The 13,158-nt window shown below is 67.3% G+C and carries 14 protein-coding genes and 1 pseudogene; 8 read left to right on the forward strand and 7 right to left on the reverse strand.

Going from position 1 to position 13,158, the window contains the following annotated elements; genetic code table 11:
• Window positions 1–176: 176 nt before the first annotated feature.
• From fusA to rpsL, 3 genes are all read right to left on the reverse strand, one after another.
• On the reverse strand, window positions 177–2,255 hold the full coding sequence (gene fusA, locus Q0379_RS21560) for an elongation factor G (RefSeq protein ID WP_299016592.1): 2,079 nt from the start codon (window positions 2,253–2,255) through the stop codon (window positions 177–179).
• A gap of 116 nt (window positions 2,256–2,371) precedes the next feature.
• On the reverse strand, window positions 2,372–2,845 hold the full coding sequence (gene rpsG, locus Q0379_RS21565) for a 30S ribosomal protein S7 (protein WP_004624018.1): 474 nt from the start codon (window positions 2,843–2,845) through the stop codon (window positions 2,372–2,374).
• A 12-nt stretch (window positions 2,846–2,857) separates the two neighbouring features.
• On the reverse strand, window positions 2,858–3,229 hold the full coding sequence (gene rpsL / locus Q0379_RS21570; protein ID WP_004624021.1) for a 30S ribosomal protein S12: 372 nt from the start codon (window positions 3,227–3,229) through the stop codon (window positions 2,858–2,860).
• Between the two features lie 23 nt (window positions 3,230–3,252).
• Here rpsL and Q0379_RS21575 point away from each other — a divergent pair.
• Window positions 3,253–3,517, forward strand: a pseudogene (locus tag Q0379_RS21575) (hypothetical protein).
• Window positions 3,518–3,656: 139 nt separating this feature from the next.
• Window positions 3,657–4,457 carry a hypothetical protein gene (locus Q0379_RS21580; protein WP_299016597.1) on the forward strand — a complete coding sequence of 267 codons (801 nt, stop codon included), beginning with the start codon at window positions 3,657–3,659 and terminating at the stop codon, window positions 4,455–4,457.
• Between the two features lie 102 nt (window positions 4,458–4,559).
• Here Q0379_RS21580 and Q0379_RS21585 read toward each other — a convergent pair whose 3' ends face one another.
• On the reverse strand, window positions 4,560–5,357 hold the full coding sequence (locus tag Q0379_RS21585) for a hypothetical protein (protein WP_299016599.1): 798 nt from the start codon (window positions 5,355–5,357) through the stop codon (window positions 4,560–4,562).
• Window positions 5,358–5,546: 189 nt separating this feature from the next.
• On the opposite strand from Q0379_RS21585, the gene Q0379_RS21590 reads away from it, so the two are divergent.
• Complete coding sequence (locus Q0379_RS21590) at window positions 5,547–6,263, forward strand: hypothetical protein (RefSeq protein ID WP_299016601.1); 717 nt, start codon at window positions 5,547–5,549, stop codon at window positions 6,261–6,263.
• 268 nt (window positions 6,264–6,531) lie between these two features.
• Entirely contained in the window at window positions 6,532–6,879 is a 348-nt protein-coding gene (locus Q0379_RS21595) for a hypothetical protein (protein ID WP_299016603.1), read from the forward strand.
• Window positions 6,880–6,900: 21 nt separating this feature from the next.
• On the opposite strand, the gene Q0379_RS21600 is transcribed toward Q0379_RS21595, so the two are convergent.
• The 3 genes from Q0379_RS21600 to Q0379_RS21610 all read right to left on the reverse strand — a co-directional run bounded on the left by Q0379_RS21600 (window position 6,901) and on the right by Q0379_RS21610 (window position 11,208).
• Window positions 6,901–8,028: an alpha/beta hydrolase-fold protein gene (locus tag Q0379_RS21600; RefSeq protein ID WP_299016605.1), complete on the reverse strand. Its 1,128-nt coding sequence runs from the start codon at window positions 8,026–8,028 to the stop codon at window positions 6,901–6,903.
• Window positions 8,029–8,114: 86 nt separating this feature from the next.
• Entirely contained in the window at window positions 8,115–9,914 is a 1,800-nt protein-coding gene (locus tag Q0379_RS21605; protein ID WP_299016607.1) for a methyl-accepting chemotaxis protein, read from the reverse strand.
• A 58-nt stretch (window positions 9,915–9,972) separates the two neighbouring features.
• The gene (locus tag Q0379_RS21610; protein ID WP_299016609.1) at window positions 9,973–11,208 is read right to left on the reverse strand and encodes a glycosyltransferase; all 1,236 of its coding nucleotides are present in this window, start codon (window positions 11,206–11,208) and stop codon (window positions 9,973–9,975) included.
• 182 nt (window positions 11,209–11,390) lie between these two features.
• Between Q0379_RS21610 and Q0379_RS21615 the strand changes: the two genes are divergently transcribed.
• From Q0379_RS21615 to Q0379_RS21630, 4 genes are all read left to right on the forward strand, one after another.
• On the forward strand, window positions 11,391–11,579 hold the full coding sequence (locus Q0379_RS21615; RefSeq protein ID WP_299016611.1) for a DUF3008 family protein: 189 nt from the start codon (window positions 11,391–11,393) through the stop codon (window positions 11,577–11,579).
• Window positions 11,580–11,588: 9 nt separating this feature from the next.
• Window positions 11,589–11,786 carry a hypothetical protein gene (locus tag Q0379_RS21620; protein WP_299016613.1) on the forward strand — a complete coding sequence of 66 codons (198 nt, stop codon included), beginning with the start codon at window positions 11,589–11,591 and terminating at the stop codon, window positions 11,784–11,786.
• Window positions 11,787–11,921: 135 nt separating this feature from the next.
• Window positions 11,922–12,371 carry a hypothetical protein gene (locus Q0379_RS21625; protein WP_299016615.1) on the forward strand — a complete coding sequence of 150 codons (450 nt, stop codon included), beginning with the start codon at window positions 11,922–11,924 and terminating at the stop codon, window positions 12,369–12,371.
• 115 nt (window positions 12,372–12,486) lie between these two features.
• Window positions 12,487–12,852 carry a hypothetical protein gene (locus Q0379_RS21630; protein WP_299016617.1) on the forward strand — a complete coding sequence of 122 codons (366 nt, stop codon included), beginning with the start codon at window positions 12,487–12,489 and terminating at the stop codon, window positions 12,850–12,852.
• Window positions 12,853–13,158 lie beyond the last annotated feature (306 nt).

Consider the following 13,158-nt stretch of genomic DNA (forward strand, 5'->3'; position numbering starts at 1 on the left):
GATGGTGCCGATGTTGCAGTGCGGCTTAGTACGTTCGAACTTTTCCTTGGCCATCTTCTTAGCTCCAGGACCCCAGAGGGGCCTTCAGTTGATTGGACTACTTCTGGGGTGGGCTGGAGGGGTCTCCTAGGAGGCCCCTCCCATCCGCGTCTAGGCTTTGTCCCGAAGGACGGGGCTTAGGCGTACTTCTTGATCACTTCGTCGGCGACGTGCTGCGGCACTTGCTCGTAGTGATCGTATTGCATCGTGAACTGGGCGCGGCCTTGCGACATGCCGCGCAGGGTGTTCACGTAGCCGAACATGTTGGCGAGCGGCACGAAGGCGTTCACCACCGTGGCGTTGCCACGCATGTCCTGGCCCTGGATCATGCCACGGCGGCTGTTCAGGTCGCCGATGACCGAGCCCAGGTATTCTTCCGGCGTCACGACTTCCACGGCCATGATCGGCTCGAGGAGCTTCGGGGCGCCCTTTTCACGCAGTTCCTTGAAGGCGGCGCGCGAGGCGATTTCGAAGGCCAGGACCGACGAGTCGACGTCGTGGAAGGCGCCGTCGATCAGGGTGGCCTTGAAGTCGATGACCGGGAAGCCGGCCAGCAGACCGTTGTCCTTCACCGATTCCAGGCCCTTCACGACGCCCGGGACGTATTCCTTCGGAACCGCGCCGCCGACGATGGCCGACTCGAACACGAAGCCCGAACCCGGCTCGCCCGGCTCGAACACCAGCTTGACGCGGGCGAACTGGCCCGTACCGCCGGTCTGCTTCTTGTGGGTGTAGTCGATCTCGGCCTTCTTCGAGAGGCTCTCGCGGTAGGCCACCTGCGGCGCGCCGACGTTGGCTTCGACCTTGTAGGTGCGCTTCAGGATGTCGATCTTGATGTCGAGGTGCAGTTCGCCCATGCCCTTCAGGATCGTCTGGCCCGACTCGTGGTCGGTCGAGACGGTGAAGGAGGGGTCTTCGGCGGCCAGCTTCTGCAGGGCGACGCCCAGCTTTTCCTGGTCGGCCTTCGACTTGGGCTCGACGGCGATTTCGATAACCGGGGCCGGGAACTCCATGCGCTCCAGGATGACCGGCGACTTCAGCGGATCGCACAGGGTGTCGCCCGTGCGGGTTTCCTTCAGGCCGGCCAGGGCGACGATGTCGCCGGCGTAGGCTTCCTTGATGTCTTCGCGGTTGTTCGAGTGCATCAGCAGCATGCGGCCGACGCGCTCGCGCTTGTCGCGGGTCGAGTTCATCAGGGACATGCCGGTTTCCAGCTTGCCCGAGTAGATGCGGCAGAAGGTCAGCGAACCGACGAAGGGGTCGTCCATGATCTTGAACGCCAGAACCGACAGGGGTTCGTCGTCCGAAGCCTTACGCTCGACTTCTTCTTCGGTCTTGAAGTCGATGCCCTTGGTCGGCGGGATGTCCACCGGCGAGGGCAGGTAGTCGACGACGGCGTCGAGCAGGGGCTGGACGCCCTTGTTCTTGAAGGCCGAACCGCAGAGGATCGGATAGAAGGCGCCGGTCAGAACGGCCTTACGGATGCACTTCTTGATCGTTTCTTCCGAGGGCTCTTCGCCGCCCAGATAGGCTTCCATGGCCTCGTCGTCGAGCTCGACGGCGTTCTCGATCAGGTAGTTGCGGGCCTCGAGGGCCTTGTCCATCAGGTCGGCGGGGATCTCTTCGTCCTTATAGGACGCGCCCAGGCCGTCGTTGTCCCAGACCACGGCCTTCATGCGGACCAGGTCGACCAGGCCCTTCAGCGAGGACTCGGCGCCGATCGGGAATTGGATCGGCACAGCCTTGGCGCCCAGACGGTCGCGGATCGACTCGACCGACTTGTCGAAGTCGGCGCCGATCTTGTCCATCTTGTTGACGAACACGATCCGCGGAACCTTGTACTTGTCGGCCTGACGCCAGACGGTTTCGGTCTGCGGCTCGACGCCGGCGTTGCCGTCCAGCACCGTCACGGCGCCGTCGAGGACGCGCAGCGAGCGCTCGACTTCGATGGTGAAGTCGACGTGCCCGGGGGTGTCGATGATGTTCAGACGCTTGCCGTTCCAGAAGGCGGTCGTCGCGGCCGACGTGATCGTGATGCCGCGCTCTTGCTCCTGCTCCATCCAGTCCATGGTCGCGGCGCCGTCGTGGACTTCGCCGATCTTGTGCGACTTACCGGTGTAATACAGGATCCGCTCGGTCGTGGTCGTCTTACCGGCGTCGATGTGCGCCATGATGCCGAAGTTGCGGTAGTCTTCGATTTTATGCGTGCGGGGCATAGCGATCGCTCTGCGAAACGGGACGGCCCTGGACGGACACGACCGGGATTAAACGTGCGGCGCGGGCGGTTTATCTCAAACCGCCCGCGCCTGAAAGAGTGCTGGGAGCGAAAAGCTTACCAGCGGTAGTGCGAGAACGCCCGGTTGGCTTCAGCCATCTTGTGGGTGTCTTCGCGCTTCTTCACGGCGGTGCCGCGGTTGTTCGAGGCGTCGAGCAGCTCACCGGCCAGCTTTTCGGTCATGGTGTTTTCGCCACGCTTGCGAGCGGCGGTCACCAGCCAACGGATGGCCAGGGCGCGGCGACGGTCCGGACGGACTTCAACCGGCACTTGGTAGGTGGCGCCGCCGACGCGGCGCGACCGGACTTCGATCGCCGGGGCGACGTTGTCCAGAGCGGAGTGGAAGGTTTCAAGCGGACCTTGGTCCTTGCGCTTGGCTTCCAGGATGTCGAAAGCGCCGTAGATGATGTTCTCGGCGACAGCTTTCTTACCTTCGTACATCACGTAGTTCATGAACTTCGTGACAACCAGGTCCCCGAACTTCGGATCCGGCAGGACTTGGCGTTTCTCGGCGCGACGGCGGCGGGACATTCTTCTTCTTCCTTACTTCGGACGCTTGGCGCCGTAGAGCGAACGACGCTGCTTACGATCCTTGACCCCTTGGGTGTCGAGGACGCCGCGCAGGATGTGATAACGGACGCCGGGCAAGTCCTTGACGCGGCCGCCGCGGATGAGCACCACCGAGTGCTCCTGCAGGTTGTGGCCTTCGCCCGGGATGTAGCACACGGCTTCGATGCCGGTGGTCAGACGGACCTTGGCGACCTTACGGAGAGCCGAGTTCGGCTTCTTCGGGGTCGTGGTGTAAACGCGGGTGCAAACGCCGCGACGCTGCGGGCAGCCCTTCAGGGCGGGCACCTTGTTCCGCACCGGCTTCGGGGAGCGCGGCTTACGGATGAGCTGGTTAATGGTAGGCATTAAGTCTCTGCTCTGATGGAAGCGTGTGCCTTTCGGCCGAGGCGCTTCAGGTCCTTGTCTTTGTTGTTCTTGGTTCAAGGCTCCGCTTGGAGACCCGATAAACACGAAACTCGCCGGGACGCGGGAAGCATACCGGCGGGTCAGGCTCCTCTCGGACCAAATGGCCCGCCAGGAACGTAGGCTCATCAGGACGGACGCGAACGACCGCCTCGAAAAAGAGCGCGGTATTTACTCGCGAAGGAGCCTTACGTCAATCGCCTGTTCCCGCGTCGGTTAATGGCCGCTTAACGCTGGCGCCACGGTCAAGATTCCGCCACTCCAGGCTGTGCAGGCTCGTCTGGAGCGAGAGCGGCTTGTTTCGGCCGGCGCCCTATCCATGTGGGGGAGACGGGCGGGCTTTGGGGAAGGGCGTGTGGCGAGCGGCGTCATGATCAGGACGGCGGACAGGCGCCAAGGGGACGGACGCCAAGGGAGCGGATGGCGGGCGGCGATCCTGGCCGGCTCACTGCTGCTGCACGTCCTGGTGCTGGCCTGGCTGGCCCTGCCGGTCCCGCCGCTGCTGGAGGAGATGCTGGCCGACGACCTGCCGACCGTGCAGGTCGATCTGATCCGCCCCGAGCGGCAGGAGCAGCCCCGCCCCCGTCCCGCCGCCTCGCCCCAGGCGACGGCGGCCCCCTCCCCCGTCCTGCCGTTCCAGGTGCGCCAGCCCGCGCGGCCCGCGCCGGCCGGCGTGCCGACGCTGGAGGTCCCGGCCGCAGGAATCGCCAAGCCCGGGACCGCCATCCGCCCCGCGCCCCTGCCGGGCGACGGGGCCGGCGACCTGCGCACGGCCCTGCGCGGCAGCGCGACCGGCTGCGTCAGCGCCGACGCCGTCGGCCTCAACCGTCGCGAACGCGAGAAATGCGAAGAGCGCTTCGGCGCGGCCAAGGCCAAGGGCGGTCCGCTGGACGGCCTGGACGCGGCCAGGCGTCAGGCGCTCGAGGCCCAGGGCGAAGCCCAGCGCGCCTACAAGGACTATGTCGACGGCCCCATGGCCCCCGGCGTCGACCACCGCAGTCGCGAGCACCCCGGCACGATGAAGGAGATCCCTTTCGTCCTCGGCGCCGAGCAGGACGGCCTGGGCTACGAGCGCAAGTCGGTCGCCGACCAGATCCGCAGGAAGAAGGACGTCGAGGACCGGGCGCGCAAGTATCTGGAGCTGAAGAAGAAGGCGGGGCAGGAGCCGTAGGCATGAGGCTCAGGCCGATCTGGGGAGTCGGCTTTCGCCCCTTAGGGGCTTCGAACTCTCCGATATCCGCGCCAGCCCTCCAGGCCGGCGCGGCCCAGGCGACTATCCCGCGTAGTCCGTGGCGAGGTGGAACATCCGTACGAGGCGGCGACGGAAGGTCTGGCGCTGTTCGTAGTCGGCCGCGCGGGCGGATTGGACCACGGCCTCACATCTTCCCGAAAACCCCACGGCCGCGGCGTCCTCGACACACCGGGCCAGCCAGCGCGCCGATTGCGCGATCGCCTTGCGGTGAAGCGCCTGCGCGCGGGCGCAGAGCGCCGGCATGTCGTCGCTGCAGCCCATGGCCAGGGCGAGATAGGCGATATAGCCGGGATTCCAGACCTCGTCGTCGACGCGCATCGCATCGGCCCCAGGAACATTGTCGGCAAGGATCTCGCAGCCGTTCCCGTCGATGAAAGGCTCGCCGCGCGGGAAGCATGACCTTGAAAGATAGTCAAAGGCGCGTTCTGCGCTGGCCTCTCCGGCGAGGCCTTTTCGGTGGATGATTCCCAGAAACTTGCAGGCGTAGGGACCGATACCGGGGTCGGTTCCTTCGCATACCGGCGTCATTCTGTCCTTGGACTTGCCGTAATCGCGAAGCGACAGATTCAGGAAATAGATCTTGCCCGCCTCGTAGCAGCCGCCGATCTGAAGGCCGGCGGCGCAGGAGGCTTCGTAGGCGGCGAGAGCGGCCCTGGCGTCCCCGCGCCTCTCCGCCTTCACGCCGGCGCGCCAGCAACTGTCCACGTTCGCTTCTGGCGCACAGGCGCCGGGTCGTGGCTCCATCGCCGCTTCGGCGCGCGCGGTCGGCTGGGCCATGACCGGCCCCGCTGCGACCGCGATACCCAGGATCATCAGCAAGGCCGCCAAGATCGATCGCAATCTGGTCTCCCCTCCGACAGGACGGCGGACGTTCCCGGCCGCTGGGTTGGGACCGCGCAAGTTCTGCGCGGCGCATCCCAGGGCAGGTCGGTCGAACCGGTCGCGCATACCGTTTGAACAAAGGCGCAAGCGCTTCGTTTCGATAAAGGTTCAATGCAGAAAGCGGCCATGTCGATCTCCGCTTCCAGGCGCATCTTCATCATAGGCCAGACTATCTTGGCCCTATTGCCCCCGGCGGTTTGCGCCCAGGCCGCGCCAGCCAGGACCGCCGACCCAGCCGTCGGTGAATATTCCTCCGCGACGAGGGAGTTGATCGCGGGCCTTCGCCTCGATCCAGACGGCGGCTTCGAATACGGCTTGACCGTAGGCTCGCTCGATGAGCGCGCACGGGGACGCTGGAAGCGTGAGGGCGAGCGGATCGTTCTGGTCAGCGAACCGCGACCGACGCCGCCCTCGATCGCTCCCGACAGGATCGAGAACGCTCCTGGCCAGCCTTTCTCGATACGGCTGCTGGGTCCCGGGGGGCAGGATATTCCGATGGTCGATCTGCGTATCGACTTCGAGACGGGGCCGCCGCTGGAGTCCTATCTGGCCGGCGGTCCATGGACTTGGCCGGCGAGCGAAAAGCGGCGCCCCCGCTTCGTCACCTTCAGCAAGAAGGCCTATGGGATCGATTCCGGGCGGCTGCCGCTGCGCGCCGAAGACGGAAAGATCGCCACCTTCCGGCTGACGCCGAACGACCTCGGCGTCGTGGATCTGACGGGGGCCTATCTTGAACCGAACGGGGATGAGCTGATCCTCGTGCGGCGCGACGGATCGTTGTCGTTCAGCCGCATCTCGGACGCGTCGCCAGCCCCGTCCTCATCCAGCCCGCCCCTCCGCTGAAGGAGGCCGGCGCCAGCAGTTTCGAACGTCAGCTTCAGCCTTGAGAGGACCTTACCAAAGCCTGCTGTCAGGCCGGCCCGCCGTCGAGTACAAGGAGATGGAAGGCCGCATAGTCTCGCCACTCACGCCGGAGGCTTCGATGTCCGAATTCCCGACCGCCAGCTGGATTGCGATTTTCGCGGCGCTCGGCGGAGCGCTGATCGCCATCTTCGCCGGCCGCAGGGGTCGATAGCCTCTTCCGGAGGCGCCCGGAACTGGAGACCTCGCCATGACGCAAGCAGCAATCGTTTTGGTCGTGTTGACGACGCTCGGGCTTCTCGCCGCCATGTCGCTGCGCGCCAACCGGCCCTTCAAGGGCGAGCGTCGGCTGCCGATGCAGTGGGGGTTGGATGGCTCGGTCGCCTGGACCGCGCCGCGCGCGGTGGCGCTAGCCTTCACCCCCGTGGTCGCCGCGATCTCCTTGGCGGCCGTCGCCGCCTTGGCGATCTTCGTAAAGCCGAGAGCCGGTCAGGAAGACCTCGTCGGGCCCGCGGTCATCGCCGTCGCGCTCGTTTTCCTGGGGGCGCACGCGCTTCACCTGTGGCTGATCCAGCGGGCCGTCCGGCGGAAGGCCTAGCGTCTCGCCCTTTCGAGTCCTCTACCGCCGCACCGCGCGCGCCTGGCCGCCGTTGACGTAGAAGATCATCGACCGCGGCGGCCCGGCGCCGGCCTCGAAGGTGATCTTGGCGTCGACGCCGTGGATGTAGAAACGGTCCAGGGCCTCGGCCAGGATGTTCGTCGACGGGGCTCCGTCGACCTCCAGCAGCATGCCGTCCTCGTCTTCGCCGATCGTCACCTTGCGGCCGTCCGACAGGACATAGACGCCGAAATAGCGCTGGGTCTGCTCGCGCGTCAGGGCGATCGGCGAGGGATGCCGGATGGGCGCGGCGCGCGGCAGCAGGAACGGCAGCGCCGCCGACATCACCAGCGGGTAGTATGAGAGGTGGGACTCGTTCTCGAACGCCCGGGTCTTAAGGGCCAGGCGCTCGGCCGCGCCCGCCAGGGCGGCCGAGACCCGCTCGCCGCCGTCGATCATGTACGGCTCCTCCTTGGCGCCCCAGGCGACGAACGCCTTGCGGCCCGGCGCCCGGGCGGCGACGGTCTTCAGGCGGTCGATCACGCCGGGATCGGCCCACAGGGACGGGCTGGCGATCAGGTAGCCGGAAAAGGCCTCGGGCCGGTCGGCCAGCATGTTGGCCGTGAAGATCCCCGACAGCGAATGGCCAAACAGCACGGCCGCGTTTGGATCGAGCGGATAGCGGGCCCCCAGGAATGGCTGCAGCTCCTCCAGCAGGAAGGCGCGGAACGCCGCGCCGCCGCCGCCCTGGGCGACCGTTCCGTCCGGGCGGGTCCCAGGGGCGAACAGCATATCGCGCTCGCGGGTCGACGGCGCGCCGGGCGGGTAGCCGATGGCGATCACATAGGCCGGCGCGATGGCGCCCGCCCCGCCCAGCAGCCAGCCCGTCGGTCCGGCGATGTCATAGCCGCCGTCCAGCACATAGATCGCCGGCGCGGTCTGACCCGGCAGGATCGGCGGGGTCACCGGCGCGGTGACCTGCACCTGGAAGTCGCGCCCAGCCCGCTCGGAATGCACGATGAACTGCACCGCGCGCCGCTGCGGCGCGGGGCCCTCGGACACCACCGTCAGGGTCGGAGCAGGCGCAGCGAGCGCCGGGAGCCCGAGCGTCAGCCCGCAAAGGGCCGCCAAAACGATCCGAAAGCCCATGCCCACTCCCCCAACGCGGTGATCGCGCGAAGCAGTTTAGGCTACAGTTGTAATTCTACGTCAACCGCCTTGAGGCAGCTCGGCCGTCAGGCCGCCCGCCGCGCCTCGCCAGCCACGCTCGCGCCCACCTTGAACCGCTGGACCAGCTCGGCCAGGCCGCGCACCTCGGCCAGCAGGGCCTGGCTCGACGCGGCCGAGCGGCTGGCCATGGCCGTGGTGGCTTGCGTGCCCTGGTCCATGCTGTTGACGGCGGTGTTGACCTGGGAGAGGCCGGCGGCCTGCTCCTGGGCGCTGGCGGCGATCTCGGTGATCACGCTGCTGATCGCGCCGACCTGGCCGGCGATGCGCTGCAGGGTCTCGCCCGCCGCGCCGACCAGCGAGACGCCCGACTCCACCTGGCGCTCGGAGTCGCTGATGTGGGTCTTGATCTCCTTGGCGGCCTCGGCCGAGCGCTGGGCGAGAGCCCGGACTTCCTGGGCCACGACGGCGAAGCCGCGGCCCGCTTCGCCGGCGCGGGCGGCCTCGACCCCGGCGTTCAGGGCCAGGAGGTTGGTCTGGAAGGCGATCTCGTCGATGACGGTGATGATCTGGGCGACTTGGCGCGAGCTGGCCTCGATGCCGCCGATGGCCTCGACGGCCGAGGCGACGACCTCGCGCGAGCGGCCGGCTTCGTTCTGGGCCTGGCTGACGGCCTGGTAGGCCTCCTGGGCGCCGCTGGCGGTCTTGCGGACCGTGGCGGTGATCTCGTCGAGGGCGGCGGCGGTCTCTTCCAGGCTGGCGGCCTGGGCCTCGCTGCGGCGCGACAGGTCGTCGGCGGCGTCGGCGATGCCGCCGGCCCCGGCGTTCAGGCCCGACACGGCCGAGACCACGGCGGACATGGCGCTCTCCAGCCCCTCGACCGCACGGTTGAAGTCGGCGCGCAGGCCCTCATAGTCCTCGGCGAAGGGTTCGGTCAGGCGAACGGTCAGGTCGCCGTCCGACAGGCGGTGCAGGCTGTCGGCCAGGCGGCGGACGACCTGGGCCTGGTCGGCGGCGCGGCGCGCGCCCTCGGCCCCGGCGGCCTCCCGCTCGGCCTCGGCCGAGGCGCGGGCCGAGGCGGCCTCGCTCGAGAGACGGTTCTTCTCCAGCGCCTCGTCACGGAAGCGGTGCACGGCGTCGGCCATCAGGCCGATGTCGTCGGGTCGGCCGGCGAACGGCAGGGCCACGGTCAGGTCGCCGCCCATCAGCTTGCCCATGGCGTCGCGCAGGGCCGACAGGGGGGAGAGCTGGCGACGGGCCATGACGACCGAGGCGGCGGCGCCGGCCGCGCCCAGCAGCACGCAGGCTGCGGCCAGCAGCCCCAGCTGGCGATAGACCGGCTGGAAATAGTCGGCCTGGGGCACGCCTACATACAGCACGCCGATCACCTGGCCCGAGGCGTCCTTGATCGGGTCGTAGGCCACGAAGAACGGCCGGCCAAGGATCTTGGCCTCACCGCGATAGGGCTCGCCCTTGCCCAGCACCGCGTCATAGACTGGGCCCTTGGCCAGGGCGGTGCCGACGGCGCGCGAGCCGTCCGGCTTGGTGACATTGGTGGTGATCCGCTTGTCGCCCATGAAGACGGTGGCGGTGCCGCCGACCAGGCCCTTCACGCGGTCGACGCCGTCGAAGTCGCCGTTCAGGATGTGATCGCCGACCAGCAGGGTGTCGCCCTCGCGCCGGAACGCCTTGCCGCGCTCGCCGATCACGTCCCAGGCCACCCGCATGCTGGCCTCCTGGTTCTGCGTCGCCTGGCGGCGGGCGAAGTCGAGCGAGCTCTTGGCCACGATGCCCAGGACCGCGAGGGTCAGGACGAGGAAGGCCGAGGCGATGGTCAGACTGACTTTCGTGGAGATGCTGGCGCGCATGATACCGGTCCCAATTTCTCGACGAAAATGGGCCGGCCGTGCTGAAAACTGATTAAGATCAATGCGAAACCGCTGTTATACGGGGGTCCCGCGTCAATCGGTCGCATAGCTGGCGCGCCTGGATGGCGGCGGCGGCGTTGATCACCGTGTCGACGCGGTTGTCGAAGCGGTGGCCGGCCGCGGCCTTGGCCTGGGCGTTGCGCCCCATCCGCCAGGCGGCCTCGGGATCCTCGACCAGGGCGGCGATGCGCGCCACGCCCGCGTCCAGGTCGCGCCAGCGATAGAGCAGCAGGTCCTCGTCCTCGACGAATTGCTCGGCCCACCAGGCGCTATGGTCCGAGGCCACGGCCGCGCCCGCCAGCATCGCCGTCAGCGGCCGCTCATGCGAGCCGAACCCGAAGTTGGCGTTGGCGTTGAGGACCACCCGAGACCGCCCCATGAACTCGGCCACGTCGGTCAGGCTCATGGCCGGCGCCAGGCGGAGGCTCGGATACTTCTCGATCCACGCGTCGTAGCCGAATCCCGCGCAGAACACCGGTAAGCCCGCCTTTCCGGCGGCCTCCAGCAGCTGCATGCGCCGGACCTTGCGGACGTGCTCATGCACCATGAATGAATAGCGCCGAAGCATTTCGTAGCGCGGGTCGGCGGGATCCTGGCCCATCCCGCGCAGGACTTGGTCGACGGCGTCCAAGGCGGGAATGAACTCGGCGCCGAGGGCGATTTCGAGCGCGCTGTCGAAGATGCGGGTGATGTCGGGACCTTCGGCCGCCCACATCGGGGTCCCCAGCTTGTAGAACGAAGCGGGAAACAGGATCGGTAGGGGCCGCCGCGCGGCGAAGGCGTCGGGATCGGCGTCCAGCTCTACGGGTTCGCCGACACCGGCGTGTGGACAGAAGGCGAGGTGGGCGACGTGCTCCTCCCCGAACGTCGACCGCACAGCGTCAATATGGGTCGGATCCACCGTCAGAAGCGCCGTCTCGGGCGCGATGTCCGTCAACGTGTTCAGGTGGGCCAAAGGATAGTCGACGTGCTGCAGCACATGCGGCGCGTTGAAGATCTGGGCGACCGAACGCCCGCGGTCATCGCGGAAGTCGCCGAACAGGCTAATCGTATAGACGAGGTCGGCCTGCCCCTGAGCCGCCGCGGCGGCGAACACGTCTCTCAGGTCCGCATCGACCACGCCGTCGATGACCGTCGCTTCGTGTCCTCGCCGGCGGAACGCAGCGGCCATCTCGTCAATGAACAGACGGGTGGCGTCGTATTGAGACCCCCCCTTGATGAAGACTGCACGCACAGGGGGACTCCCACGCAACTCAAATCGAGCCACTCAACTGAAGATAGACCTCGACATGCGTTGGTTAACAAAGGCTTTCCCCCGAACCGAGCGCGAGACCATCACGCGATAATTCGCAGAACGGACCTCGCGACGGCGCGTTGGACAGGCGTGTGTGACCGCGCAAGACCCAGGAGGATCCCATGCCCGCCAAGTCCGCCGCCCAGCAAAAGGCCGCCGGCGCGGCCCTCTCCGCCAAGCGTGGCGAGACGCCGAAAAGCCAGCTCAAGGGCGCGTCGAAGTCGATGATGTCGATGAGCGAGAAGGAGCTCGAAGAGTTCGCCCACACCAAGCGCAAGGGCAAGCCCGAGCACGTCGACGACAAGCGGTAGGAGGCCGCGATGTTCCAGCCCGAACTGCTCTGGGGCGTGGGGACCGTCCTGCTGTTTCTGGCCCTGATCTACGGCATGATCCAGTACAGGACCCGCAACCGGGCCAATGACCCCGTCTCCGAAGAGGCGGCCAAGACGCTCTACGACGATCCCGACGGCTATGACGCCAAGCGCGGCGCGTTGAAGGACAAGGTCGAGAAACCCTAACGTCTTGAGGCCAACGCCTTAAGCAAAAGGCCCGCTTCACTCGCTTTTCGAAGCCAGCCGCGGGCGAGTCCACGCGAAAGTTGCACGCGAACGCCAACTCGACGACAGTAGCGCCGAGGAGCTTCGAAGATGCTTGTGATCGCGCTCATCGCCGCTCTGTCGGGTCAAGCCGCGACAGAGGACCCGAACGCCGTGGCGCCGCTCACGATCCGGCCGGCCGTCAAGGAGCAGCCGTTCACGCTGCCGGACGGAGAGATCATCTCTCAGCTGAACGCGCTGCGCAAAGCCCAGCCTGACCTGGTCATCTGTCTTGAGAAACGAGATCTCGGCTCGCTTATTCCCCGGAATGTCTGCGCGTCTCTGAGCCAGTGGTACGAGATCGAGACGGCGCGCGACACGCAGTACGTGGTCGGTCTGATCAAGGGCGAGAAAGCCATCGACAGCTCCCCGCCGCATGGGCCGCCGCACGAATTGATCCAGTTCATCAAAAGCCGTCTCAAGGATCCCAAGGCCAGGGCTCTGGCCGCTCAGCGGGCCGCCCAGCGCGTGGCGCTCTCGCGGGAGACGCCTCCCCAGCCGAAATAGCCGATCTACGGTCGCTTTGGGCCGTCGGGCGGAACGCTCTTCGACGCGCGGGGTTGTGAGAACGTCTCACCGGCGCTCGCCGCGCCATGCTCCTCCCCCGCCCCGAGGTTTCATCATGACCGACTATTCCGATAGCCTGACCGCGACCGACAACGGTTTCCGCCCGGACCTCTCGAACAAGGCCAGCCGCGCCCGCGCCAAGGTCGAGCCCAAGCTCAAGGCCGTCGGCGGCGCCGCGCACGAAGCCTATGACAGCCTCAAGGAAGTGGCCGCCGAGGCCGTGGGCGAGACCCGCACCCGGGTCAAGGACGTCGCCGCCCAGGCCAGCGACCAGATCCAGCGCCGCTATGCCGAACTGGAGACGTGGGCCAGCGTGAAGCCCGTCCGCGCCCTCGGTGTCGCCGCCGGCGTCGGCCTGGTCCTGGGCCTGCTTCTGCGCGGCCGCTCGACCAAGACCATCTACGTGCGTCCGCGCGGCTAAGCCACGGCGAGCCAGAACGCGAAAGGCCCGGACGAAAGCCCGGGCCTTTGTCGGCTCCATGCGCGCGTCGCGCAGGCGGTTACGCCGGAGTGTTCTCCGGCATCCATCCAGAAATCCGACCGTCCCGGCGAACGCCGGGCCAGCCCACGAGCGCTTATGCTGCTAACGCCGTGCGACTTCGCATCATCCCCAACCAATCCGGATGGCTCTGGGCCCCGGCATTCGCCGGGGAGGTCGGTGGATTCAAAAAAGAAAAAGGCCCGGGATCGCTCCCGGGCCTTTCCGTAGTTGCTCAAGCCTGGCCGC

Source organism: uncultured Caulobacter sp. (assembly GCF_937900395.1).
Taxonomy (GTDB): domain Bacteria; phylum Pseudomonadota; class Alphaproteobacteria; order Caulobacterales; family Caulobacteraceae; genus Caulobacter.

Coding starts and splice junctions, on each gene's coding strand:
- fusA (WP_299016592.1), bottom strand. CDS start 2,255: ATGCCCCGCACGCATAAAATCGAAGACTACCGCAACTTCGGCATCATG.
- rpsG (WP_004624018.1), bottom strand. CDS start 2,845: ATGTCCCGCCGCCGTCGCGCCGAGAAACGCCAAGTCCTGCCGGATCCG.
- rpsL (WP_004624021.1), bottom strand. CDS start 3,229: ATGCCTACCATTAACCAGCTCATCCGTAAGCCGCGCTCCCCGAAGCCG.
- Q0379_RS21580 (WP_299016597.1), top strand. CDS start 3,657: ATGATCAGGACGGCGGACAGGCGCCAAGGGGACGGACGCCAAGGGAGC.
- Q0379_RS21590 (WP_299016601.1), top strand. CDS start 5,547: ATGTCGATCTCCGCTTCCAGGCGCATCTTCATCATAGGCCAGACTATC.
- Q0379_RS21595 (WP_299016603.1), top strand. CDS start 6,532: ATGACGCAAGCAGCAATCGTTTTGGTCGTGTTGACGACGCTCGGGCTT.
- Q0379_RS21600 (WP_299016605.1), bottom strand. CDS start 8,028: ATGGGCTTTCGGATCGTTTTGGCGGCCCTTTGCGGGCTGACGCTCGGG.
- Q0379_RS21605 (WP_299016607.1), bottom strand. CDS start 9,914: ATGCGCGCCAGCATCTCCACGAAAGTCAGTCTGACCATCGCCTCGGCC.
- Q0379_RS21615 (WP_299016611.1), top strand. CDS start 11,391: ATGCCCGCCAAGTCCGCCGCCCAGCAAAAGGCCGCCGGCGCGGCCCTC.
- Q0379_RS21620 (WP_299016613.1), top strand. CDS start 11,589: ATGTTCCAGCCCGAACTGCTCTGGGGCGTGGGGACCGTCCTGCTGTTT.
- Q0379_RS21630 (WP_299016617.1), top strand. CDS start 12,487: ATGACCGACTATTCCGATAGCCTGACCGCGACCGACAACGGTTTCCGC.